The following is a 21,594-nucleotide window of genomic DNA, read 5'->3' as shown; positions in this document are numbered from 1 at the left end:
GCGACAGCTACCGACTCAAGGACCGCGACCTCGGCCGCCCACACGCGGCCGCCACCGAAGACGCATGACCACGAGGGGGTCAACTTTCAGCCGTCGCTAGGGGGTCAACTTTGGGCCGTCGTTGACACGTGTGCTGCCCCCGCGACTGCTCCGGCTCGGCGGACGCCCTCCCGCCCGTTGGCGACGCCAGCTGCTCCCGGTGACCCGTTCGCGTGCAACGCAGGATCACCGACCGCGGAGGTCAGGAACAGCTCGCCCAGGAACCTCGAGTCCCACGATGCGACGCCGAGACGTGCGCTGCGGCCTTCCGCACGTGCCCGCTACTCACGCGAGCCACAGAGCCATCGACGACCGTCAGCGCTGGCGGTCGAGGACCTCGAGCACCCCGGCGATGTCCTGCAGGTCGCCCACCAGTGCGAGGCCGGCACGCGGGCGACGTGAGGGCGTCGGCTCGGCACGCCGGGTCAGCCCGGCGCGGGCGAGGCCGACCTCGAGGTGATCCTCCCAGGAGGGGAACTGGAGGTCGGCGGTGAGGCGGGTGCTCATGAGGTCCTTCCCGACGGAGATCGTGGTTCTTATTCTTCCATGGAAACCGGTACCCGTAGTACGACGGGAGATGATGTCGGACACCGCAACGGCGTGACCGCCGACACAACGCCGCAGAAATGGAAGCACTCAAGGCGAAAGCGATTTAAGCAGCGGTGTGGAAGTCACATACGCAGGACGAAGGGATCAGGTCAGGTGCGATCTGGGCACTTTGAATGCGGTTGAGACTGGCGCAGGGGGTGTTCATGCTGAGCCTGTTCGATCGAGGAGCACATGGGTATTGCTGCTACACAAAATTCGCTGCGGCGCCGAGATCCACCACGTCGACATGGCCCGGATCGTGGCCGACGAGGTCCTCTCGTCCCGGGCCGCACTCACCTCGTCGGCCACTTGATTTCTCGGCTACTGGATGGGCGCCCAACTTGCGATGCACCTGTCCCTGCAGCGCCTCGAGCGGTGTCAACTCAACCTGCAGCACTCGGTCCCCGGCTGCACGGCCGGGCCCCTCGGCCTGGTGGCTGTTGTGGATGCTCCTGTCGGACCGGTGGACGAGCGCTGGGTCAGAATCAGCAGGTCGCGCAGCATCGCGATCCGGCTCTGCTCCGGGCTCGTCACGGAGGTCATCCTGCCTCCCGGAGCCGGGATGCCGAGCTGAGGCAGGACAGTTCGGTCGGTCGGTGTGGCCTCAGGACTCGGCGGTGATTACCAGGTTCTCGGTCGAGGCCCGGCCGTTGCCGCGCTGGAAGCAGGTGATGAGCACCAGCCGGCCCGGCGCCGCCTCCCACACCTCAGCGGCGTCCGGCAACTGCCCCTTGGCGTAGCGCCGGGTGTGCTCGACGGTGTAGCTGACCGTCCCCTCCGGGGTGCTGACCTCGATCACGTCCCCGGCCTCGAGGGTGCTACCCCCGCCGTCGGGCTCCATCAGCGGGTCGAAGCCGTACGCACCGGTCCCGGTGGAGTGCGCGGCGAGGTACAGGGTGTTGTCGGCCTGCCCGGCCGCGCCGACCGGGTCGCCGTAGGGCTCGATCCAGTAGGCCGCGGTGAGGGTGGGCGGGTTGATCGCCCCGCGCCGCGGGGTCAGCGGGAGCACGGGCAGGTCCAGGCCGAGGGCCGGGACGGTCACGTGCACGGCGGAGGACGGCGTCGGCAGCACGGTCCCCTCCGGGGGGAGCGTCGGCTGCGCCTCGTCCGGCGGCGCGGCCGCCGGGTTCCCGGGTCCGGTGGCCGCGGCCGCGGGGCTCCCGGACCCGGCGGCCCCGGCCGGCTGCTCGCCGTCGGCCAGACCGACGGCGAGCAGCGCGGCCCCGGCGAGGCCGAAGGCGGCGAACGCCCCAGCGGCGGTGGCGCGCCGGCCCGGCCGGATCAGGCGCCGCACGTCCCGCTTTCGGCGGCCGGACGGCGCCGGCCGCGGACGACGACCGCGCCGCCCACCCCGGCCAGCAGCAGCATGCCCGCTCCGGCGGCCACCGCGACCTGGCCTCCGGCGCCGTCTGCGACCGGCTCCACGCCGGTGTTCGAGCGCAGGCCATCGTTGACCACCGGCTGGCTCGGGGCCGCGGGCGGAGCGGCGACCGGCGCGGCGGCCGGGGGCTCCACGACGAGCTCGACGGCCACGACCGAGGCGCCACCCGACGGCACCGGCTGGGCGACCACGAGGCCGTAGGTGCCGGCCGCCGTGCCGGCCGGGACGGCGAAGCTCGCCCTCGCGCCGGCGACCTGGACCGGGAGGGTCGCCGCGGCACCGGTGGGCACACCGTCGGCATCCACGGCCGCGAGCCCGACCACGACGCCGGTGAGGTCGGTGATGCCGAGTTCCCGCAGCGGCGAACCGGCGGTCAGGTCCAGCCCGACGGTCGAACCGGCCGTCACCGGGGTCGGGAACGGGCACCGCGTGGTGGACGTGATGGCGCACGGCACCTGCGAGGCCGCGATGAGCTCGGGCTGCACGGTCTGCGCGGCCGGCGCGGCCGCGGCGAAGCCGAGCGCGTAGGACACCGGGTCCACGACCGTGAACGCCGGGCTCAGGGTCGAGTCGAGCGGCTCGAGCAGCAGGACGGCGTCGTCGCCGGCGACCGGGTCGTCGGCCGGCAGGGTGACGGTGATGCTGCCGGTGCCCTGGCCGGTCACGGCCAGGTGGTTGGGGTCTGCGGGTGCCAGGCTGGAGGAGTACGTCGCCTCGGGCGTGCCGTCGGCGTCGTCGTCGAAGACCAGCTCGGCTCCGACGCCGCTGTCGTCGAGCTCCGCGGGCAGGTCCACGGTGATGGTCCCGCCGTACCGGACCTCTACCGGCGTGGGGGTGAGCGCTGCGTTCGGGTCCGCCATCGGGTCCATGGATCCGCCGAGGTTCTCCACCGGGAAGGCGGTCAGCAGGACCTCGGTCGGCTCGAGGGGGATGACGACATCGGTCGCAGCGCCGGCAGGGGACGCGATCCCGACCAGGAGGAGGGCCGTGCCGACGCCGACGAGCCCGAGACGCTGGACCTGCGGCCGACGGGCTGAGCTGGGGGAAGACATGGACAGGACACCTTCCGGCGACCGCAACGCCCCGGTGGCGCTGACTGCTGGCGAAACGTAACGTGACCGATCCATTTCGATCCGTGCTGACACGCAAGTCCAATGCGCTGTGACGACGCGAGACCGTGATGTGACCTGACGCTCAGTCGACGCCGCATCACTTGCGCCACCGACCCACGCGGTCAGAGGGCCGTGTCACCGTGTTCGACTGCATCCGGCCATCAGCCGCGGCCCTGCGGGACGTCGTGCGTGTCCCGCTCGCCGACGGACGCGGTTGGGCTTCGACGTCCGGGCTCGTGCCCGCGACTTGCAGCGGGCGGGCTCATGCCCCCGGGCGTGCCGGTGGCGCGCCTCGCTCTGGCGAACTCCACCTCCTAGTTGGTCGCTCTCGACGGCGTGCACTGACTGCTCCTTCTGCGCCCGCCCGACGTGGCGCGGGCCGCCGGCCTCCAGCCGTTCCTCGACGCCCGTCGTCGCGGCGGGCGTCGAACACGTGATGCCGCTGTCGGTGCAGGCGGCCGGGCGCAACCCGCTGCTGTCCCGTCCTGCGCTCGAGCGGCGGGTGGAGGTCACCGGACGGGCTGACCTGGACACGTCTGGGTTCTGCGTACCTCCTGTCCATCCTGCTCACCGTGCACTGGGCCCGGATGTCGTGACGCTCGGGGAATACCGTGCCGGTCGGCGAGGGGCGTCCCGTCGTGATCGACGTCGGCGACCTCGACGACCTCACCGAGGTCGCCGCCCAGGCGCTCCCCGGATCGCGCCACGAGGGCCAGGCGCTCGAGCTCATCGCTCCCCGAGAAACCTGCCCTGGCCTCGTCGCGGTCATGATCGTCCGCGACGCCGAAACGCGGCTCGGCTGGCAGTGCGCAGCACCGGTGATCTCGAGCGGTCACCGCGCCACCCGCTGGCGCGCCCGCTCGCTGCAGTCCCCACCGACGCGCGATGCTTAGGACCCGAGCGCACGGCGCAGCAAACCGACCCGCCGATCGCCGACCGGTCAGCCCGGCACCCATGACGTCCCTGCACGTGGGCGGCCGAACAGGAAGCCCTGGGCGCGCGGGCAGCCGTGCCCAATCAAAAAGTCGAGCTGCTCCTGGGTCTCCACGCCCTCGGCTGTGACCTCGAGGTCCAACTCGGTGGCCATGCGCAGGATGGCGCGCACGATGCTAGCCGATCGCGGGTCACCGGTCAGACCAGCCATGAACGACCGATCGATCTTCACCCCCGTGACCGGCATGTCGGCCAGGTAGCTGAAGGAGGAGTAGCCGGTGCCGAAGTCGTCCAGGACCAGGTGCACGCCGGCCTGGGTGAGTTCGCTGAGGGCGGTTGCCGTGTCGCCGGCGTGGACGACCCACTGGGTCTCGGTGATCTCCAGTTCCAGCCGGTCGGCGGGCAGCCCGGTGTCGGCCAAGGTCTGCAGCACCCCGGCGGCGTAGCCGGGATGGCGCAGCTCGACGGCGCTGACGTTGACCGCGATCCGGGCAGCAGCGACCGCAGCCGGCCACCGCGTCGCCGCTTCGCACGCCTGGCGCAGGACGGCGCGGCCCAGCCGGATGATCAAGCCGGTGTCCTCGGCGATCGCGATGAAGTCCTCTGGGGCCGCCGGCCCGCCGCCGGGCAGGCTCCAGCGGACGAGGGTCTCGGCGGCGACGACGCGACGGTCGGGCAACGCGACCACTGGAGAGAAACTGGAGGAACGAGCTGCCGGGTATCGATCGAGTCCGCGGCCAGCGCCCTCAGCCCGACGGAACCCTGGTGGATTCCCTACCGCCCGCGGTGCCAGACGCCCCGCCCGGTCGTCCCGCAAAGTTAGGGGTTTGTCATGGGATGCCTCAAGGTCACGCTGGCCAGCGAGGGCCTGACCTGCGACTTTGCTCCCCCGACTGGACTTGAACCAGTAACCCTGCGATTGGCCGGTCGCACCTAACCCCTTTTGTCCGCTGCCGACCTCTGCATCCCTTTGAGCAGGTGCTTTGCCGGGGTCTAAGGACCGCTGCTGACCGTTCCACACTCTTGTTCGCCCGTGTTTGATGGGGGAAAAATGGGGCTAGGTGGGGCGCCCTGGGACGCCCGCCGCTGGCCCTGGGCACCGCCGGCGCCATCCGCTACGACAAGGCCGTCACCGGCTACCCGCGCTCGAGGGTGACGTCCGCGACCCGGCGGGACCGCCGGCTGCTCCCCCGCCTCCCCCGCTGACGACCGCTGTGATGGCGGGCCGCCTGCCAGGGTGCGCCGGGGTAACGGCCGTGCAGCCCTCCTGATGGCCGGCATCAAGCCTCGGGACGTGCCGGCCGGGGCTTTCCGCGGGATGCTCGCGCTCTGGCCAGGATCTGCTGCACAACGGGCGGGCGCGGCTTCTCGAATCACTACTCTGGGCAAGGTCCAGCTAAATTGTTGTTATAGTCGTAGCAACCGAGAGTCTCGCCCTCAGGCGTGAGGAAGATTTCTAGATCGACCCAGTCGGTCTGCACTTCGTCGGCGGAGCGGTTTGCATCGGCCGGTCGGATAATCAACTCCGACCAGGTGCCACGCTTCTTAAGGATACGAGCCATCATGAGGGCGATCTCCTGGGCCTTGCCTGCCATTTCCTCATAAAGTCGAGCCAAGCGCTCCCTGTCCTCACCTTCCAGTTGGATTGCATGATGTCGCTCGATGCTCCGCACGTTCATTACCTCCTAAAACGGTGATTCGCGCATGTTTCAGGGCGCATTTACAAGGGTGAAGATTGCTTGACAGGAGCCCTACGGATGTCGCTCTTGCCCTGCCACCACTGGAGCCGGCGCACGGCGCTAGGTATTTGCGCCATCAGGCATGACGCCGCTTCTAATGATGACGGGAGGATCAGGTCCGACAGTGATCAAAGCACCTTGATGGTCGCTGGATTTGCGGCGCGTGGGCGGCAGGCACAGTATTGCCTGCAATAACCTCTTTGCTCGTGCCAGGCTCGATCCTGCGGGATCAGGCATGGGCCATCTTGCGCGAGTCGACGGTCTCATCCAGAAGTTATCGCTAAGCAGATGACACACCCAGGGCTCCCGCTTCCCTTCGGTCGCTTCCAAGGTAACGTTCAGTCCCCTCTGTTCCCTTGTCCAGCCCTGACGATTCTTAGATCACTTACAGTCAGTAGCTCTCCCTCAATATCACCTTCCGCCGGTGCAGCCGTGTAGTACAGAGCTGCATGGACGGATATGTCTGAGTGCTGAGAGCTCACGATGGCGTAACCCTGGAAATCCAGCGGACTTGAAGGGAAGGTGCTCGGTCGGACATAATCGCTCGGAAGGAGGCGAGAAGAGAACACCCCACTGAAGAAGGGAGGAAGGGAATACGGTAGGTAGTGAACCGGAGGCCCGGCAGTTGGACCGTCGTAGAAGGCGACCGATACGAGGTTGACCTGGCTCGATTCATTTCTGACGGAAACAATGGTCGCTGAACGTAGTCGGACACCTAGACGGCGTGATTTTGCGAGTGGTACGACGTATCGCGGGGTGGTGATGGTCCATGTGTAGTCGTCAATAGCTTGGGGCGGACCATAGTCCCCTAGCTCCGCGTATCGCTCCAGACGTCTAACCGCTTGCGGGTCCTTTGGGAAGTTGTCGGCGTCACGGTCTAGTTCCATGGTCATGAGACATCCTTTCCCTGTAGTCGATGACCACCTAGTCGTCGCGTCGTCAGAGGCATGACGAGCCTGGGGCTATCCCACGTCGTTAAGTCCGCCGTCGTCGGTAATGACCAGTCGAATGCCTCTGCTCCTCGCCGAAGAGTTGGCCGCTTCGGGAGGATGACGCTGCGGTCGTCCGCGCCGTCGAGCGTGAAACGTTGAGCTGCCGCCGAGCTAGCCTGCCGTGCATCGGTTGGCGTCGCACCGGGCGATGAGCGCCGGGAACGGCGTCAACTTCTAATGGTGCGACGTTCTCCGACCGACTAGCCCCGGCCGGCAGTGAACCGGCGAGGAGAACCTGGTGCGCCGCATCAATGGTGCGTGGCATACGGCACATGACTCTTCCCCAGGTCCCGGACACCCGGCCGGTTACAAGACGGCCGGTCGAGCGCTACCGTGCGCAGTGGGTGTCGAGGGGCTGCAGAAGTTCTGCAGAACGACGGCGTGGCCCGAGCGTCGGGCGGGCGCCGACATGGGACTGCGGGGCAGGTCCACGAGACCTGCTGGGGGACATCGTGGTGCAGGGCCGCACGTGCAGCCGTTCCGATCTTCAGGTGCGCCTCCTGGGCCCCCTGGAGGTCGTTCGATCCGGTCGGGCGGTCGCGATCGGTGGTCCGCGGCCCCAGGCGCTCCTGGCTCTGCTGGCCGTGCGGGCGAACCAGGTCGTGCCTACCGAGCAGCTCATCGAGGAGGCGTGGGACGGAACTCCGCCGCGCACCGCGGCGGCGGTGCTGCGCAGCTACATCGCGCAGTTGCGGGCGGCGCTGGAGCCGGACACCCCCCGGGGCCCGGACGTCCGCGGGTGGCAGGTGCTGCGCACCCAGGGTCGGGGCTACGTGCTGCGAGTGCTGCCCGAACAGGTCGACCTCCAGCGGTTCGGCGTCCTCGTGGGCGGAGGCCGGCAGGCCTTGGCCGCCGGGGCGTGCAGCGACGCGGCGGAGTTGCTGCGCGAGGCCCTGTCGCTGTGGCGAGGGCCGGCGTTCATGGGCCTGCAGGACCTGGAGGCGCTGCGCGGTCACGCCCACCGGCTGCACGAAGAGCGTCTGCAAGCGGTCGAGGACCGCATCGCGGCCGAGCTGGCCTGCGGAAGGCACAGCCTGCTGGTGGGTGAGCTGGAGGCCTTGGTCCAGGCCGAGCCGCTGCGCGAGCGGCTGTGCGGCCAACTGGTCCTCGCGCTCTACCGCTGCGGACGGCAAGCGCACGCGCTGGACGCCTACGGGGCTCTGCGGGCCCGGCTCGCCGAGGAGCTGGGCGTCGACCCCGACGCGCAGCTGCAACGGCTGCACACCGCGGTCCTCCGCCACGACCCCGCCCTGGACCTGCCGGCAGCGCCTGTAACCGACCCGGTGGCCCGTGCGACCTCGGACACCGTGGTCCGGGACGGCGCTGCGCCGCACCCGGACGGCGCGGAGGAGCGGGGCAGGAACTCATCGCCACCGCTGGCCGGACGGCCGGCAGCTTCCGCCGAAGGGGCGCCGTCTGGGTCCACCGGTCGGCTGGCGCAAGCGTGGAAGGTGCCGGCCCGCAATCCGCACTTCACCGGCCGGGACGGCATGCTGGTCGAGCTCCGCCGGCGTCTGAGTGCGGAGGAGCCGATGCTGGTCGTGCAGGCGCTCTACGGGCTGGGCGGAGTCGGCAAGACCCAGCTGGCGCTCGAGTACGCGCATCGGTATGCCGCCGGCTACGACGTGAGCTGGTGGATCGATGCCGAGCAGCCCGTGCTCATCCCCGACCAGCTCGCCACCCTCGCGGCGCGTCTGCACCTGCCGCTCGGGCCGACGGCGACCGACACCGTCGATCGGCTGCTGACCGAGCTCCGTTGCCGGGACCGGTGGCTGCTGGTCTTCGACAACGCAGAGCATCCGCAGGACGTGGCGGGGTATCGCCCCGGTGGAGCCGGGCACGTGCTGATCACCTCCCGCTCGCCGGGCTGGGGAGCCCTCGGTGGCCGGCTGGAGGTCGACGTGCTCACCCGGGCGGAGACGATCGCGCTGCTGCAGGCGCGGCTCCCCGGCCTCGATGTCGAGTTGGCCGACAAGCTCGCCGCCGAACTGGGTGACCTTCCCCTGGCCGTCGCCCAGGCCGCCGCCTTCCTGGACCAGACCGGTCTTCCGCCGGCGGACTACCTGCGCCGGTTCCGTACCCGCCGCGCGACCCTGCTGGGCAAAGGAGACGTGGTCGGCTACGCCGGGCGGCTCGACACCACCTGGGCGCTGTCCCTGGAGCGGTTGGGCGCGCACGATCCGGCCGGGGTACGCCTGCTAGAACTGGCCGCCTTCCTCGCCCCCGAACCCATCCCGCTGTCCTTGATCGGTGATCACCCGGAGGTTCTCGACGAGCCGCTGCGTGCCGCAGCTGCCGACCAAGACGCGCTGACCGACGCCGTCGGCGCCCTGGTGGGCTACTCCCTGGCCCGCCGTCATCCCGACGGCTTCCAGGTCCACCGGCTGCTCCAGGCGGTCATTGACCAGCAACTGCGCTGCGACCAACGGCAACGCGCCGTTAGTCAGGCCGCGGCGTTGCTCGCCGCGGCGCATCCGGGCGATCCTGAGGACCCGGCCACCTGGCCCGCCTACGCCGACCTGGCCCCGCATGCGCTCGCCACCGCCCCGCAGGCAGACCACTCACCCGCCAACCGCCACCTCGTCCTGGACGTCGCCCGGTACCTGCACGCCAAGGGAGACAGCCACGGCAGCCGGGCCGTGGCCGCACAGCTGCTCGACCGCTGGCAGGCGCACCTCGGGGTCGACCACCCCGACAGCCTGGCTGCCGCGGGCACCGCCACGTTCGCCCTCTGCGGCATGGGTGACGCTGCGGCGGCCCGCGATCTGGGCCAGGACACCCTGCAGCGCTGTCGCCGGGTGCTCGGCCCCGACCACCCCACCACCCTGCGGGCCGCGGCCGCCCTCACGTCCGCATCGGAGATGCTGGGCAGGCCGCAGGCGGCCCGTGACGTCGGGGAGGACACACTCCAGCGCTGTCGCCGGGTGCTCGGGTCCGACCACCCCACCACCCTGTGGGCGGCGGCTTTCCTCACCACCGCTCTCGCCGCACTGGGTGAGGCGCCGACGGCCCGGGATCTCGCCGAGGACACCCTGCAGCGCTGTCGCCGGGTGTTCGGCCTCGACCACCCCACCACGCTGTGGGCGGCAGCCGCGTTCACGACCGCCCTGGTCGGAGTCGGTGAGGCAGCGGCGGGCTGTGACGTGGGAGAGGACACGCTGCAGCGTTGTCGCCGGGTGTTCGGCCCGGAGAACCCGACGACCCTGTGGGCGGCGGCCTTCCTCATCACCGCCCTCGCCGAGCTGGGGGACGCGCCCGCGGCCCGTGACCTCGGTGAGGACACACTGCAGCGCTGCCGCCGGGTGCTCGGGCCGAACCACGCGATCACCTTGGTGGCTGCGGGCAGCCTCACCACCGCCCTCGCCGAGCTGGGCGCGTCGCAGACGGCCCGCGAGCTGGGCGAGGACACCCTGCAGCGCTGCCGCCGACTGCTCAGCCTCGACCACGCCATCCCCCTCCTGACCGCGGCCGGCCTCACCGCCGCCCTGGCCCGACTGGGTGAGGCACACGCGGCTCGTGCGCTGGGCGAGGACACCCTGCAGCGCTGTCGCCGGGTGTTCGGCCCGGACCACGCGATTCCCCTGGTGGCCGCGGCCGGCCTGACCACCGCGCTCGCCGAGCTGGGCGATGCCCGAGGAGCCCTCGAGCTGGGCGAGGACACACTGCACCGCAGCCGCCGAGTGCTCGGCTCTGATCACCCGGTGATGCTGCTCCTGACGCAGGCCACCCGATCACGTCCACCTCCTGGCACCGCAGCGGCGAAGTAGCACAGCCCCCGACCCGGGGTGCGCGGCCAGGAAGCCTCTGCACGGTCTCTGCGGGTGTCATGCACCCTCCGCGGAGCCTGTACCGGCACCGACGGCGAGACCTGGGAGGAACCGGGAATGCCTCCGGAAGCGCCACGACGGACCAGGGCGCTCGGGACAGGTGCGGCCTCTCGCGCAGCTCCGGAGGGGCGGTTCGGCACCCTCGCCGTTCTCGGCGTCGGAGACCCTTCTCATCTGCTCGCCCGTCTTGACCGTCGTCCCCACACCGGTGCTGGCGCTGGCGTGACCACGTCCGGGGTGTGAGGCCGACATGGTGGACCGGGTCCTCACCCAGAAGGTTCGACCTCCCGCGTCCGGCGGGCTCCGACGGCAACGGCTCCTCGAACCCCTCACGGGCCCGGCCGCCGCACCGCTCGGCCTCGTGGTCGCTCCCGCCGGCTGCGGGAAGACGACCTTGCTCGCCCAGGTCGCCGCGCTGAGCGCCCGGCCGGTGGCGTGGTACCGGGCCGAGGCCGAGGACGCGCAGGAGACCGCCCTCATCCACCACGTCGCTGCCGCGCTCGACGGGATCGCGCCCGTTCCGCCCGGAGCGACGACGTGCGACGACGTCCTCCACGCGTTCGACGACCGTTCCGGTGCCCCGGTGCTGCTCGTGCTCGACGACGTCCAGGAACTCGCCGACACCCCCGCCGAGGCCGCGCTTGCCCGGCTGCTCTCCCTGCGGCCACCGGCGCTGCGGATCCTGCTCGGGTCCCGCCGACGCCCTGCGGTCAACCTCTCCCGCCTGCAGGTCGCCGGGCTGCTGCACGAGGTGGGCGCCGACGACCTGCGCTTCCGGGCGTGTGAGGTCGAGCAGTTGTTCGCCGCGGTCCTCGGCGAGCCGCTGGGCCCCGAACCGGTCGCGGCACTCGCACGACGGACCGAGGGCTGGGCGGCCGGGCTCCAGCTGTTCAGGCTCGCCACGGCGGGCCGCAGCGCCGCCGAGCGGCGGGCGGCGATCGCCGCCCTCGGCGGCCGATCCCGGCTCATCCGCTCCTACCTCGCCCAGAACGTCCTCGACGGGCTGAGCGGCCTGCACCGGTTCTTCGTGACCCGCACCTGCGCCCTGGGGCTGCTCAACGGGCCGCTGTGCGACGAACTGCTCGGGACGTCGGGGAGCCAGGCGGTCCTGCAGCAGCTCGAGGACGCCCAGTTGTTCACGACCTCCGACGACGGCGGCCGCACCTTCCGCTACCACCGGGTCTTCCGGGACCACCTGGAGGCCGCGCTGGAGGACGACGTGGGCCCGGACGCGGCCCGCCGGTGGTTCCAGCGGGCCGCGGACGTCCTGGCGCGAGCCGGCCATCCGCAGGAGGCCCTCCGGGGCTACGCCCGGGCCGAGGACTGGGGATCGGTGTCCGAGCTGCTGACACGGGCGGGCGCCCGGCTGGCCGACGACGTCCGGCCCGGTCTGACCGAGTGCCTGCCGCCGCGCATGCTGGCCGAGGACCCGTGGCTGTCGTTCGCCGAGGCCCGGCACCGGCTGCGGCGGGGCGCCGTCGGTGAGGCCGTGGCGGCCTTCGCCCACGCCGAGAATCTGCTGCCCGACCCGGGCGCCCGCGAGCGCTGCCGCCGGGAACGGCTTCTGGCCGGCCGGTGGCTGCCCGGTCCGCAGCAGCCGGGACGGGTCCCCGAGCACGGCCCGGACCTGCACTGGACCGAGCGGGTGCGCGCGGCCACCGTCCGGCTGCCGCCCCGAAACCGTCTAGACGGATCCGCCGATCCGATCCCCGAACGCCTCCTCTCCGGCCTGTCCGCCCTGCTCGCCGGCCGCGTGGCCGAGGCCGGCCCGCTCCTGCACGCGGTCGCCGACGACGCGGAGCCCGGATCCGTGGAGCAGCTCGCCGCCCTCGTCGCCGGCGGCACCGTCGAGCTCGTGACCGGTGCACCGGGCGTCGCCGACCGGCTGGAGCGGGCCGCCCTCTCCGCCGAGGTGGCCCGGCCAGCCCTGGTTCGAACGGATGGCCTGTGCGGTCCGGGCGCCCCTCGCAGACGCGCCCGGAACATCGCTCGCCGAAGGCCTGCTCGACCAGTGCCGGGCCAGCGGGGACCTGTGGGGCCTCGGCCTGGCGATGCTCGCCCGGGGTGCCCTCCTGGTGCGCGCCGGCAGCGGTGCGGCCCCGGACGCGCTGTCCGAGGCGGCCGCGGTCTTCGACCACCTGCACGCACCGGTCCTCGCGGCATGGGCCCACGTGCTCACCGCGGCTGCGCTGGAGGCGGCCGGCCAACCCGCAGCAGGGGCGGCGGGCCGTGCCGCGGCGGCGGCCCGGACCGTCGGGCTGGTGCCGCCCTCGCCGGCCGGCTGGCTCTCTCCGCCCGGACCCCGTGCGCTAATCCCCGGAGCCGGGACGGGAGGGCGCGCCGCGCCGGGAGCGGAGACGGTGGACCTCGGGCTGCTGGGCGGGTTCCGGCTGCGCGTCGCCGGCCGCCCGACCGTGTGGTCCGGCGTGCGCCCGCGGGCCCTGGCCCTGCTCCGCAGGCTCGCGCTGGCGGCCGGCGCCGACGTGCACCGGGAGTGCCTCGTCGAGGCGCTGTGGCCGGGGGTGGACCTCGCCACGGGCGTGCACCGGCTGCAGGTCGCGGTCTCCGGGCTGCGCACGGCCCTGGACCGGGCCCCGCCGGCGGGCACCGTCCGGATCGTGCGCTGCGGGGAGGCCTACCGGCTCGACCTGCCGCCGACCGCCCGCATCGACGTCCGGGACGTCGACACGGCGCTGACCGCGGCTGCGGCCGCACGGGGCCACGGCAACCTCGGCGCCGCGACCGCGGCCGGGCACCGCGTGCTGCAGCTGTACCGGGGGGACCTCCTTCCGGAGGACGGTCCCGCCGACTGGGTTGTGCCGGAGCGGGACCGGCTCCGCCGCGCTGTCGCCCGGGCCGCCGGAGAGCTCGCCGCCGACCACCTGCACCTCGGGCAGGTCCCGGACGGCCTGGTCGCCGCCCGCCGCTCCCTGGCGCTGGACCCCTACCAGGACAGCGTGTGGACGCTGCTCGTCGCGCTGCACGAGCAGGCCGGTGACCGGACGGCGGCCCGCCGCGCCCAGCGCGAGCACGCGGCCGTCGCCGCCGAGCTCGGCGTGCCGCAGCCGCCCCCTCCCCGTCCCGTTCCGGCGGCGTCCGCGGTCCGCTGACCGCCCGCACGTCACTGCACTACCTCGACCCGGTGCGGCACGTGCGCCGGCTTGACCGCGGCGACCAGGGCGTCCACCCGGCGGACGTCCACGGTGGCCAGGTCGGCCACCCGGATCCGGACCAGCAGGAACGGCTCGGCGCTGCCCGGCAGGGCGGCCCCGGGCTCGGCCGACCAGGCGGCGCCGCCGGACTCGGTCACCTCCGCCGCCACGCCGAACCAGGCGGTGAGCGCCTCCCGCACCCCGCGCAGCGTCCCCCGCCGGCGGTGCACGACGGCCGCGGTCGCCACCAATCGGCGGCGGCGGGCGGGCGGAACGTCGTCCAGCGCGACGCCCACCCAGCCGGCCAGCCAGTCGACCAGGTCGGCGGGGGCGGTGGCCGGGTCCAGGTAGGCGGGCAGGCAGTCCAGGGTGGTGACCACCGGCGCCAGGACCTCGTCCAGCGCGGCGCACAGCCGCTGCACCAGGTCGTCGTCCTGGTAGAGCCCGGGCAGGCCGGGTCCGAGCGGGAACGGGGTGGCCAGACCGGGCAGCGTGCCTCTCACGACCGCACCTGGACCTGGTGGCCGTAGGAGAGGACCAGCTCGTCGGGGGCCAGGTCGAGCCGCTCCACCGGGTCGCCGCGCCGGCCGGTGCCCGGGTCGGCGGGCAGCAGCTGCACGGTGACCTGCTGACCGAGGTCCACGCCGGGCACCCCGCCGAGGACGCCGACCAGCTCACGGGCGTGCAGCGGCTGCCCGAGCGGCCAGCCGCTGCGGTCCGGGCCGCCGTCGACGGGGTGCAGGTAGCCGTGCAGGGCGCGCAGCACCGCGGCGCGCACCTCGGGCGGCCGGTGCCCGGGGCGGGCCGCGACGTCGACCACCGCGGTGACGGCGTGGTACCCGGCCCATTGCACCAGCAACCGGGTGCCGACGAGGCGGCGCCGGTCGAGGTGGGCCGTGATCTCCTGCAGCAGGCGCGGGTCGGCCGGGCGCAGCGCGGCCAGGCTCACCCGCCCCGTCTCGTCGGAGTCGACGTACGGGACGACCACCAGCCGCACGCCCAGCGGGTCGGTGCCGTCGGTCGGCAGGCAGCGGACCCGGGCGGCGTCCGGGGCGATCTCACGGGCGAGGTGCTCGAAGTCCTCCGCGGTGACCGCCCGGTCCCGGGTGCGCAGCAGCACGGGCGCCCGCATCCGGGCGTCCGCCAGCGACTCCCCGGCCACGCCGCCCCCCGCGGCCCGCCGGTTCTCGACCCGGGTGACGTAGGGCAGGCTGGTCTTGAGCACCCGCACCTGGCCGCGGGCCACGTTGCCGCTCGGCCCCCCGCCGGCCAGGTAGCGCGGCAGCCGCAGCCGCGCGGCTTTCGGCGGCACGGCACCGTAGTGCCGCAGGGCGCCGTCCGGTTCCCGCACCGCCGGCCCGAACTGCACCTCCCCGGCGACCGGGTCGATCCGGAAGTGCCGGTCGTCCGGGCCGGAGGCGGCGAAGTGCGGCACCCTCGTCCAGTCCTCCCGGCCCGGCCCGCCCGTGACGTGCAGGACGTCGGCCGCGCCGGACACCACCGGCCGCCGCTGCAGCGGAAAGCGCTGGCCGGGCGTGCCGTCCGAGGTGCCCAGGTCCTCGTCGCGCACCGCCTCGGCGTGCACGACGCGCACGGTGCCGCCGACGGTGAACGCCGACAGCCGGCGGATCAGCGGTGAGGCGGTGTAGGTGGGCTGGTCCGGGCGTGCTTCGACCAGCCGGCAGCGCAGCCAGCCGGCCCGCTGCCGGGCCAGCACCGGGGCCGCGTGCTCCCGGGGCACGTGCAGCAGGACGTCGCCGGCGCGGTTGAACCCGCCCGTCCCGTCGCGCTCGACCTCGCACTCCACCCAGCCCCTTGGCGTCCACGCCTCCCACTGCAGCGGCGGGCGGCGCGGGTCGACGCCGACGCCCCGGACCTCGCAGTCCATCCGCACCACGACCGCGCACGACGGGACGGCGTTGCTCAACCCGACCAGCAGCGCGTCGCCCACCTGCGGAACCGGCGAGAAGCACTCGAAGCCGCCGCTGCGCTCCAGCGCGGCGGTGTGGTCGACCGGCTCCTGCCCGGCCGCCGCCGAGCCGGCGCGGGCCCAGGAGCAGGGCAAGATCGCCAACTCCTCGGCGGTGGAGAAGACGACCGGCTCCCCGACGTCGGTGCGCGGGGTGGCCACCTGCGTCTCGGCGCGCACCAGCACCGGCTGGGGCTGCGCAGCCGACAGCCAGAACGTCACCTCGCCGCGGGCGGCCGCCGGCGGCCGCAGCTCGAGGCCGAGCAGCTCGAGGAACTTCAGGTAGTGCCGGTCGGGCACCCGGTTGAGCCGGTAGACGAGCTGGTCGACCATCTGGGCGACGGCCTCGATGAGCGTGACGCCGGGGTCGGAGACGTTGTGGTCGCTCCACTCCGGGCAGCGCTGCTGCAAAAGCCGCTTGGCGTCGTCCACCAGGTCCTGGAAGGTGCGGTCGTCGAGGTCGGGCACGGGGAGCATCCCTCAGCCCTCCGAGGCGGCCGGGACACCGCCGTCCGGCGCCGGAAGACCGGCGCGCTCGGGCGGGGCGTGGTCGGGGATGACGTAGAAGGGGAAGACGAGGTTGCGCGGGTCGTTGCTCCCGCGGACGGCGTACTGCACGTCGACGTACACGGTCCCGGTGTGCTCCCGGGCGAAGCCGACCGCCACGTCGAGCACGTCGATCCGCGGCTCCCAGCGCGCCAGCGCGGCCCGCACCTCGTAGGCGATCTCCCCGGCCGTGGAGGCGTTGGCCGGGCCGAAGACCAGGTCGTGGATGCGGCAGCCGAACTCCGGACGCATCGGCCGCTCGCCGGGGGCCGTGCCGAGGATCAACCGGATCGCCTCCTCGATCTCCCGCTCCCGGGCGACCAGCGCGATGCCGCCGGTCGGGTCGGTCCGCACCGGGAACGCCCAGCCGGCACCGACGAACTGCGCGACCATGGTCAGCCGCCGATCACGACGGTCGGCTCGCCGGCGACGATCGGCGAGCCGCAGCCGGACAGGTCACCGACGCGTGCCGCGGGCAGCCCGCCGATCAGCACCGTCGCCGCACCGGGTGGCATCACCACCGACGGCGGGTGCGGGCCCGCCGGTGGCGTGAGGTTGCAGACGTGCGGGGTGGTGACCACCGCGGCGGGCCGCCCGCCGATCAGGACGGTGGGCACGCCGGGCGGCATGAGCACCCCCGGGTGGGCCGTGAGGTCGCCGACGCGGGCTGCCGGTGGCATGGCCTCCTCCGTTCTCAGTTGATGCGGACCATCCCGGCGCGCACCGTGCACAGCGCGCCGCCCTTGACCTCGGTCTGCCCCCGGCCCTCGAGCGTTGCCGTGGTGCCGGTGAGCGACAGCACCGCGCCGGTGGTGACCTCCACCGCCCCCCCGCCGCCGTCGATCGTCACGCCGCCGCGGGCGGCCAGGGCGATCTGCCCGGCCTTCAGGTCCAGCCGCGCGTCGCCGGCGTCGACCACCACGCCCCGCCGGCCGGTGACCTGCACGGTGCCGTCACTGCGCACGGTCACCTGCGCGCCCACCGCGTCCAGCGCCAGGCGTAGCGCGCCGTCCCCGGTGGCCAGGCTGATCCCCTCGGTACGGCCGTCCTCGTCGAGCAGGTCCACCCGGTGGCCGCGGCGGGACACCACCGAGCGGCGGTTGACCGCGCCGGAGCTCGGGTCGACCGGGCCGACCGGCCCCGGCGCCGGGGTGTCGACGCCGTTGTACAGCCCGCCGAGCACGTAGGGCTGGCGGACGTCGCCCTGCTCGAAGGCCACGAGCACCTCGTCGCCGACCTCCGGGACGACCATGGCGCCGCGGTCCTTGCCGGCGCCGGGCTGGACGGTGCGGGCCCAGTCGCTGACGTGATCGTCGGACAGCCAGGGATAGGTCAGCTGCACCCGGCCCTGCTCCAGCGGATCGTTGACGTCGCTGACCTGAGCGATGACGACCCCGGGCAGGGCAGGCGCCGGCGGCCCGCCCGAGGCCAGGCCGTACAGGCTGCGCTCCTGCCGGCCGCTGACCGAGAACATCGTGGTGTAGCCCCCGGCCGCGTCGTAGCGGTGCCGGGCGGCGGTGATCGTGTACTTGCCGTCGAAGGGCTCGCCGAGGTTCGCCAGCGCGACGGCGCTGCCGGCGCGCAGCTCGGGGTTGCCGCGGGCCACGGCGTCCAGCTCGGCGAAGGCGCCGGCGATCCGGTCGGCGAGGGCCTCGGCGGCGCTGTCCACCTCGGCCTGCGCCCGGTAGGGAACGTCGCCGGCGACGTGCACCGGATCGCCGAAGGTGCCGGCCAGGCCGGCCGGGGTGACCGACGGCAGCTCGGCGCTGCGGGTACGCGCCGGCGCGGTGCCGACCAGGGCCTGCTTGCGGGCCACGTCCCAGCCGCGCACCTCGACCTGGCCGACCTGCTCGGCCGCGGTGACGGTGGTGCGCAGCCGGAGCAGGTCGGTGCCCAGGTGCAGCACGAGCGGGTCGGTGGCCGGGCGGCCACCGGCGTCGGGGGCGTCGGTGGCGGCCCGGGGGCGGGTGAAGCTGAACGCGCCGTCCCGGACGGCGACCTCGTAGCCAATCTCGCGGGCCAGCCCGGTGAGAAACCGCCAGTCGTCGGTGCCGGACTGGGCGGGTTCAACCGGTCGATGCACCACCGGGCTGTTGGAGGGACAGTAGTTGCTCGGCGAAGACCTCGGCGGGAGTCCTCCAGCCCAGGACTTTTCGGGGCCTGTCGTTGATCGTCAGCGCGACGGCTTCGAGGTCCTCGGCGGACCACCGGGACAGGTCGGTCCCCTTGGGGAAGTACTGGCGGAGCAGTCCGTTGGTGTTCTCGTTCGTCGGTCGCTGCCAGGGCGAGTGCGGGTCGGCGAAGAACACCTTGGTGCCGGTGTCGAGAGCGAACTGGGCGTGGCCGGAGAGTTCTTTGCCGCGGTCCCAGGTGAGCGTCTGCCGCAGCTGATCGGGCAGTCGCGTCATCGACGCGGTCAGCGCCGCGTTCATCGCGATAGCCCCGTAGCCGCCGAGCGAGGGACCGTTCTTCACCGCCGGCTGCTGGCCCCAGCCTGCCAGGCGGGGTAGGTGCACCAGCAGCGTCGAGCGGCTCGAGCGCTCGACGAGCGTGCCGATCGCCGACCGGCCGGTGCCGATGATCAGGTCGCCTTCCCAGTGGCCTGGAACGGCTCGGTCGGCGGCATCGGCGGGCCGCTGGCTGAAGACCACGTCGGCGGTGACGTGCCCCTGGGGCTTGTTGCGCGTGCGAGCTCGTGGCTCGCGCAACGCCCGTCCGGTGCGCAGGCACGCGACGAGCTCACGCTTGAGGGCACCACGGCCCTGGATGAACAGCGCCTGGTAGATCGCCTCGTGGCTGATCCGCATCGACTCATCCTCGGGGAAATCCAACACGAGGCGGTTGCTGATCTGCTGCGGGCTCCAGGCCGTCACCCAGCGCCGATCTGCCCGGTGGGGCTTCATCTTGCGACCCTTCCACCCGGCCGCGACCGGCCCCACCACGATCGTTCCATCCGCGCGCCGCACGGTGCCGTTCAAGCGTTCCTGAACGTAGTCGCGCAGGCGCTGGTTGGTCACCAGCTTGGCGACCTTGGGGCGCTTGGCGGCCTGCTGGGCCTTCCACTGGGCGACCGTCGCGCGATATTCGGGCCGACCGCCGCGGGTGGCAGCGTTGCGGCGCAGCTCACGCGAGATCGTCGCCGGATCGCGCTGCACAACGCGGGCGATCTGGCGGACCCCGGCGCCCGTCGCGCGCAAGATCGCGATCTCCTCGCGCTCCTCGAACGTCAAGTACCGGCCGGTGGGCTCGGCCAGCGAGATCGGCGGCATGCCGCCAGCGTGGCGAAACCACCGGGTGCCCACCGGCCAGGACACGCCCACCGCCAGCGACGCCTCGACCGTGGTGACCCCGGTGGCGATCAGCCGCCAGAACTCACGCTGCACCGCCCGCGAGGGCTCTGGACGGCCAGGCGAGCGCATCGCCGGCCGAAGAGCACGGTCAGCCCGCCACTGCCGACGCAAGTCCTCGGGAACATCGCTGGTCTTCTTGCTCCAGTCCGCCGTCACCACGCCGCACACCTCCAAGATCAAGGTGTTGCGACGACCAGTGGAATTCGCCTTGCGACCCGCGGTCGCTGTGGACCACCACAACGCCCGCCGGCCGGCGCCGCGCCGCGGCGGTGCGGAGCGCGGTGACGGCCAGCTGCGCGGTCATCCGCTCATCGATCGCGTAGCCGACGATGCGGTTGCTGAACAGGTCCTTGATCGCGCAGCAGTAGAGCTTGCCCTCGGCGGTCGGGTGCTCGGTGATGTCGGTGACCCACACCTGGTCCGGTGCCGGCGCGGTGAACTGGCGCTGCAGGCGGTCGTCGTGCACGGCCGGGCCGGGCATCTTTCCGCTGCCTCGGCGCCCCTTGCGCACTGTGGTCGACCACAGCTTCTGCTGCGAGCACAGCCGCCAGATCCGACGCTCGCCGACGACCACGCCGGCGCGGGCGAGCTCGTCGGCCAGGAACCGGTAGCCAAATTCCGGATCGTCGCTGTGCGCATCGATCAGGGCGTTGATCAGATAGGCGTCCTCGAGCTCGCGCGGACTGATGGGGGCAGCGAGCCATGCGTAGTACGCCTGCGGGCTGAAGCCGAGGACCCCGCAGGTCAGCCGCACCGGGATGCCCTCGGCGGCCAGATCACGGACCAGCGGGTAGCTCATTTTGGGAGGCTGCCGGCGGCGAAGTAGGCCGCCGCTCGGCGCAGGATCTCGTTCTCCATCTCCAGCCGCCGCTTCTCCCGGCGCAGCTGCACGAGCTCGTTCTGCTCTGCGCTGGTCTGCCCGTCGACGACCCCGTCGTCGATGTCGGCCTGGCGCATCCAGCGGCGCACCGACTCGACCGAGATGTCGAAGTCGGCCGCGACCTCGGCCTGACTCAGGTCACCGCGGCGGGCAACCCGGACGACATCGCGCTTGAACTCCGGCGGGAACTTCTTGGGCACAGCGACATCCTTCCCGCGGAACAAGGTCCCGCAGAACGAGTGTCAACTCAGGCTGCAGCAGTCCCCTCCTTGAGCTGGTAGGCCCGGTGCAGACTGGGTCTGTCTTGGCAACCTAGTGCCGCGGCTGCGACCCCTTGAACCGTAGCCGCGCACGTACGGGTGTCTGTCGGTGTTGAGGGCTGGAACCGTCGTCTCGTCTGATCCTGACTTCCCCGCAGGAGATGCGAGATGGTGCAGCGCGTGCAGGTCCGGCCGATCAGCGACGAGGAGGGCAACCGGCTGCTGCGGATCGTGCGCCGCGGCACCGGGTCGGTGGTGACCTGGCGGCGGGCGCAGATGGTGCTCCTGTCCGCGCAGGGCATGCCGGTGGCCAAGATCGCCGAGGTCACCTTCACCAGCCCGGATCGGGTGCGCGACGTGCTGCACAACTTCGACGCCGACGGCGTCGACTCCCTGGCACCGCGCTATGCCGGTGGCCGGCCACCGAAGTTCAGCCTGCCGCAGCGGGTGCGGATCAAGCAGATCGCGCTGTCCCGCCCGGCCACCGGATCGAGCCGCAGTTCACCGCGCTGCGCTACTTCACCCTCGACGGCACCGATCACACCGACCACCGCGAGCAGGGCCGGATGATCCGCCGCTACATCGCCTGGCGGAACCGGCACACCACCGATCCCACCCTCCGCAAGATCATCCGCCGAGGCGCACAGACCAACCGGGCAAAGGTTGCCTGACGCGGCACTAGATCGGCTTCTCCGGCTGTGGGACTGCCCCCGGTTCAGTTGACTCCTTGCCTGTGAGGCTGCGGCCTCGCTGGAAGGATCAGCATCGTGCCCAAGCCGTTCCCGCCGGAGTTCCGGCGTGACGTCATCGCCGTGGCCCGTAAGGG

Annotated in this window: 17 protein-coding genes and 1 pseudogene; 5 read left to right on the top strand and 13 right to left on the bottom strand. The window is 72.6% G+C overall.

Going from position 1 to position 21,594, the window contains the following annotated elements; translation table 11 throughout:
* Positions 1 to 354: 354 nt before the first annotated feature.
* The 3 genes from D0Z06_RS24235 to D0Z06_RS24220 all read right to left on the bottom strand — a co-directional run bounded on the left by D0Z06_RS24235 (position 355) and on the right by D0Z06_RS24220 (position 3,060).
* Positions 355 to 546 (bottom strand): hypothetical protein, encoded by a 192-nt coding sequence (locus D0Z06_RS24235; protein ID WP_117380113.1) that lies wholly within the window; start codon positions 544 to 546, stop codon positions 355 to 357.
* 685 nt (positions 547 to 1,231) lie between these two features.
* Positions 1,232 to 1,921 carry a class F sortase gene (locus D0Z06_RS24225; RefSeq protein ID WP_117380111.1) on the bottom strand — a complete coding sequence of 230 codons (690 nt, stop codon included), beginning with the start codon at positions 1,919 to 1,921 and terminating at the stop codon, positions 1,232 to 1,234.
* Positions 1,909 to 3,060, bottom strand: coding sequence for a hypothetical protein (locus D0Z06_RS24220; RefSeq protein WP_117380110.1), 1,152 nt, complete (start codon positions 3,058 to 3,060; stop codon positions 1,909 to 1,911). Before D0Z06_RS24220 ends, D0Z06_RS24225 begins: the two co-directional genes overlap by 13 nt.
* Before the next feature lie 698 nt (positions 3,061 to 3,758).
* Between D0Z06_RS24220 and D0Z06_RS24215 the strand changes: the two genes are divergently transcribed.
* Positions 3,759 to 4,013: a hypothetical protein gene (locus D0Z06_RS24215; protein ID WP_147332122.1), complete on the top strand. Its 255-nt coding sequence runs from the start codon at positions 3,759 to 3,761 to the stop codon at positions 4,011 to 4,013.
* Positions 4,014 to 4,060: 47 nt separating this feature from the next.
* Here the strand turns inward: D0Z06_RS24215 and D0Z06_RS25560 are convergent, their stop codons facing one another.
* Positions 4,061 to 4,741, bottom strand: coding sequence for an EAL domain-containing protein (locus tag D0Z06_RS25560; protein ID WP_255419380.1), 681 nt, complete (start codon positions 4,739 to 4,741; stop codon positions 4,061 to 4,063).
* Positions 4,742 to 5,429: 688 nt separating this feature from the next.
* On the bottom strand, positions 5,430 to 5,726 hold the full coding sequence (locus tag D0Z06_RS24205) for a hypothetical protein (protein ID WP_147332121.1): 297 nt from the start codon (positions 5,724 to 5,726) through the stop codon (positions 5,430 to 5,432).
* A gap of 1,309 nt (positions 5,727 to 7,035) precedes the next feature.
* On the opposite strand from D0Z06_RS24205, the gene fxsT reads away from it, so the two are divergent.
* The 3 genes and pseudogenes from fxsT (at position 7,036) to D0Z06_RS24195 (ending at position 13,721) form a co-directional block, all read left to right on the top strand.
* A complete protein-coding gene (gene fxsT, locus D0Z06_RS24200; protein ID WP_458339539.1) occupies positions 7,036 to 10,551 on the top strand; it encodes an FxSxx-COOH system tetratricopeptide repeat protein in 3,516 nt (1,171 codons plus the stop codon).
* Positions 10,552 to 10,861: 310 nt separating this feature from the next.
* Positions 10,862 to 11,260 (top strand): annotated as a pseudogene (locus tag D0Z06_RS27235) (AAA family ATPase); the annotation flags it as partial.
* A 1,291-nt stretch (positions 11,261 to 12,551) separates the two neighbouring features.
* Positions 12,552 to 13,721, top strand: coding sequence for an AfsR/SARP family transcriptional regulator (locus tag D0Z06_RS24195; protein WP_117380106.1), 1,170 nt, complete (start codon positions 12,552 to 12,554; stop codon positions 13,719 to 13,721).
* Between the two features lie 11 nt (positions 13,722 to 13,732).
* Here the strand turns inward: D0Z06_RS24195 and D0Z06_RS24190 are convergent, their stop codons facing one another.
* From D0Z06_RS24190 to D0Z06_RS24155, 8 genes are read right to left on the bottom strand one after another with little or no spacing between them, the layout of a single operon-like run.
* Positions 13,733 to 14,266 carry a phage tail protein I gene (locus D0Z06_RS24190; protein ID WP_117380105.1) on the bottom strand — a complete coding sequence of 178 codons (534 nt, stop codon included), beginning with the start codon at positions 14,264 to 14,266 and terminating at the stop codon, positions 13,733 to 13,735.
* Positions 14,263 to 16,200, bottom strand: a complete 1,938-nt coding sequence (locus D0Z06_RS24185) for a putative baseplate assembly protein (protein ID WP_199522520.1) — start codon at positions 16,198 to 16,200, stop codon at positions 14,263 to 14,265. Before D0Z06_RS24185 ends, D0Z06_RS24190 begins: the two co-directional genes overlap by 4 nt.
* Before the next feature lie 12 nt (positions 16,201 to 16,212).
* Positions 16,213 to 16,671: a GPW/gp25 family protein gene (locus D0Z06_RS24180; protein ID WP_117380103.1), complete on the bottom strand. Its 459-nt coding sequence runs from the start codon at positions 16,669 to 16,671 to the stop codon at positions 16,213 to 16,215.
* Positions 16,672 to 16,673: 2 nt separating this feature from the next.
* The gene (locus tag D0Z06_RS24175) at positions 16,674 to 16,958 is read right to left on the bottom strand and encodes a PAAR domain-containing protein (protein WP_117380102.1); all 285 of its coding nucleotides are present in this window, start codon (positions 16,956 to 16,958) and stop codon (positions 16,674 to 16,676) included.
* Positions 16,959 to 16,972: 14 nt separating this feature from the next.
* Positions 16,973 to 18,361, bottom strand: coding sequence for a VgrG-related protein (locus tag D0Z06_RS24170; RefSeq protein WP_199522519.1), 1,389 nt, complete (start codon positions 18,359 to 18,361; stop codon positions 16,973 to 16,975).
* Positions 18,345 to 19,697, bottom strand: a complete 1,353-nt coding sequence (locus tag D0Z06_RS24165) for an IS30 family transposase (protein WP_458339540.1) — start codon at positions 19,695 to 19,697, stop codon at positions 18,345 to 18,347. Before D0Z06_RS24165 ends, D0Z06_RS24170 begins: the two co-directional genes overlap by 17 nt.
* Before the next feature lie 19 nt (positions 19,698 to 19,716).
* Positions 19,717 to 20,427: an IS3 family transposase gene (locus tag D0Z06_RS24160; RefSeq protein ID WP_117380100.1), complete on the bottom strand. Its 711-nt coding sequence runs from the start codon at positions 20,425 to 20,427 to the stop codon at positions 19,717 to 19,719.
* Complete coding sequence (locus D0Z06_RS24155) at positions 20,424 to 20,708, bottom strand: transposase (protein ID WP_158580072.1); 285 nt, start codon at positions 20,706 to 20,708, stop codon at positions 20,424 to 20,426. The genes D0Z06_RS24160 and D0Z06_RS24155 overlap by 4 nt, the downstream gene beginning before the upstream one ends.
* 228 nt (positions 20,709 to 20,936) lie before the next feature.
* Between D0Z06_RS24155 and D0Z06_RS24150 the strand changes: the two genes are divergently transcribed.
* Positions 20,937 to 21,338, top strand: coding sequence for a helix-turn-helix domain-containing protein (locus D0Z06_RS24150; protein WP_199522518.1), 402 nt, complete (start codon positions 20,937 to 20,939; stop codon positions 21,336 to 21,338).
* The last annotated feature ends 256 nt before the right edge of the window (positions 21,339 to 21,594 follow it).

It is taken from the genome of Geodermatophilus marinus (assembly GCF_003428645.1).
GTDB lineage: Bacteria > Actinomycetota > Actinomycetes > Mycobacteriales > Geodermatophilaceae > Geodermatophilus.
The sequence above is the reverse complement of the archived record's forward strand: the minus strand, read 5'-3'. Positions and strand labels throughout refer to the sequence as shown.

Excerpts from the sequence above, each read along its gene's own strand:
- D0Z06_RS24180 (WP_117380103.1), bottom strand. The coding sequence starts at position 16,671 with ATGGTCGCGCAGTTCGTCGGTGCCGGCTGGGCGTTCCCGGTGCGGACC.
- fxsT (WP_458339539.1), top strand. The coding sequence starts at position 7,036 with ATGGTGCGTGGCATACGGCACATGACTCTTCCCCAGGTCCCGGACACC.
- D0Z06_RS24165 (WP_458339540.1), bottom strand. The coding sequence starts at position 19,697 with ATGCGCTCGCCTGGCCGTCCAGAGCCCTCGCGGGCGGTGCAGCGTGAG.
- D0Z06_RS24175 (WP_117380102.1), bottom strand. The coding sequence starts at position 16,958 with ATGCCACCGGCAGCCCGCGTCGGCGACCTCACGGCCCACCCGGGGGTG.
- D0Z06_RS24150 (WP_199522518.1), top strand. The coding sequence starts at position 20,937 with ATGGTGCAGCGCGTGCAGGTCCGGCCGATCAGCGACGAGGAGGGCAAC.
- D0Z06_RS24220 (WP_117380110.1), bottom strand. The coding sequence starts at position 3,060 with ATGTCTTCCCCCAGCTCAGCCCGTCGGCCGCAGGTCCAGCGTCTCGGG.
- D0Z06_RS24195 (WP_117380106.1), top strand. The coding sequence starts at position 12,552 with ATGGCCTGTGCGGTCCGGGCGCCCCTCGCAGACGCGCCCGGAACATCG.
- D0Z06_RS24160 (WP_117380100.1), bottom strand. The coding sequence starts at position 20,427 with ATGAGCTACCCGCTGGTCCGTGATCTGGCCGCCGAGGGCATCCCGGTG.
- D0Z06_RS24235 (WP_117380113.1), bottom strand. The coding sequence starts at position 546 with ATGAGCACCCGCCTCACCGCCGACCTCCAGTTCCCCTCCTGGGAGGAT.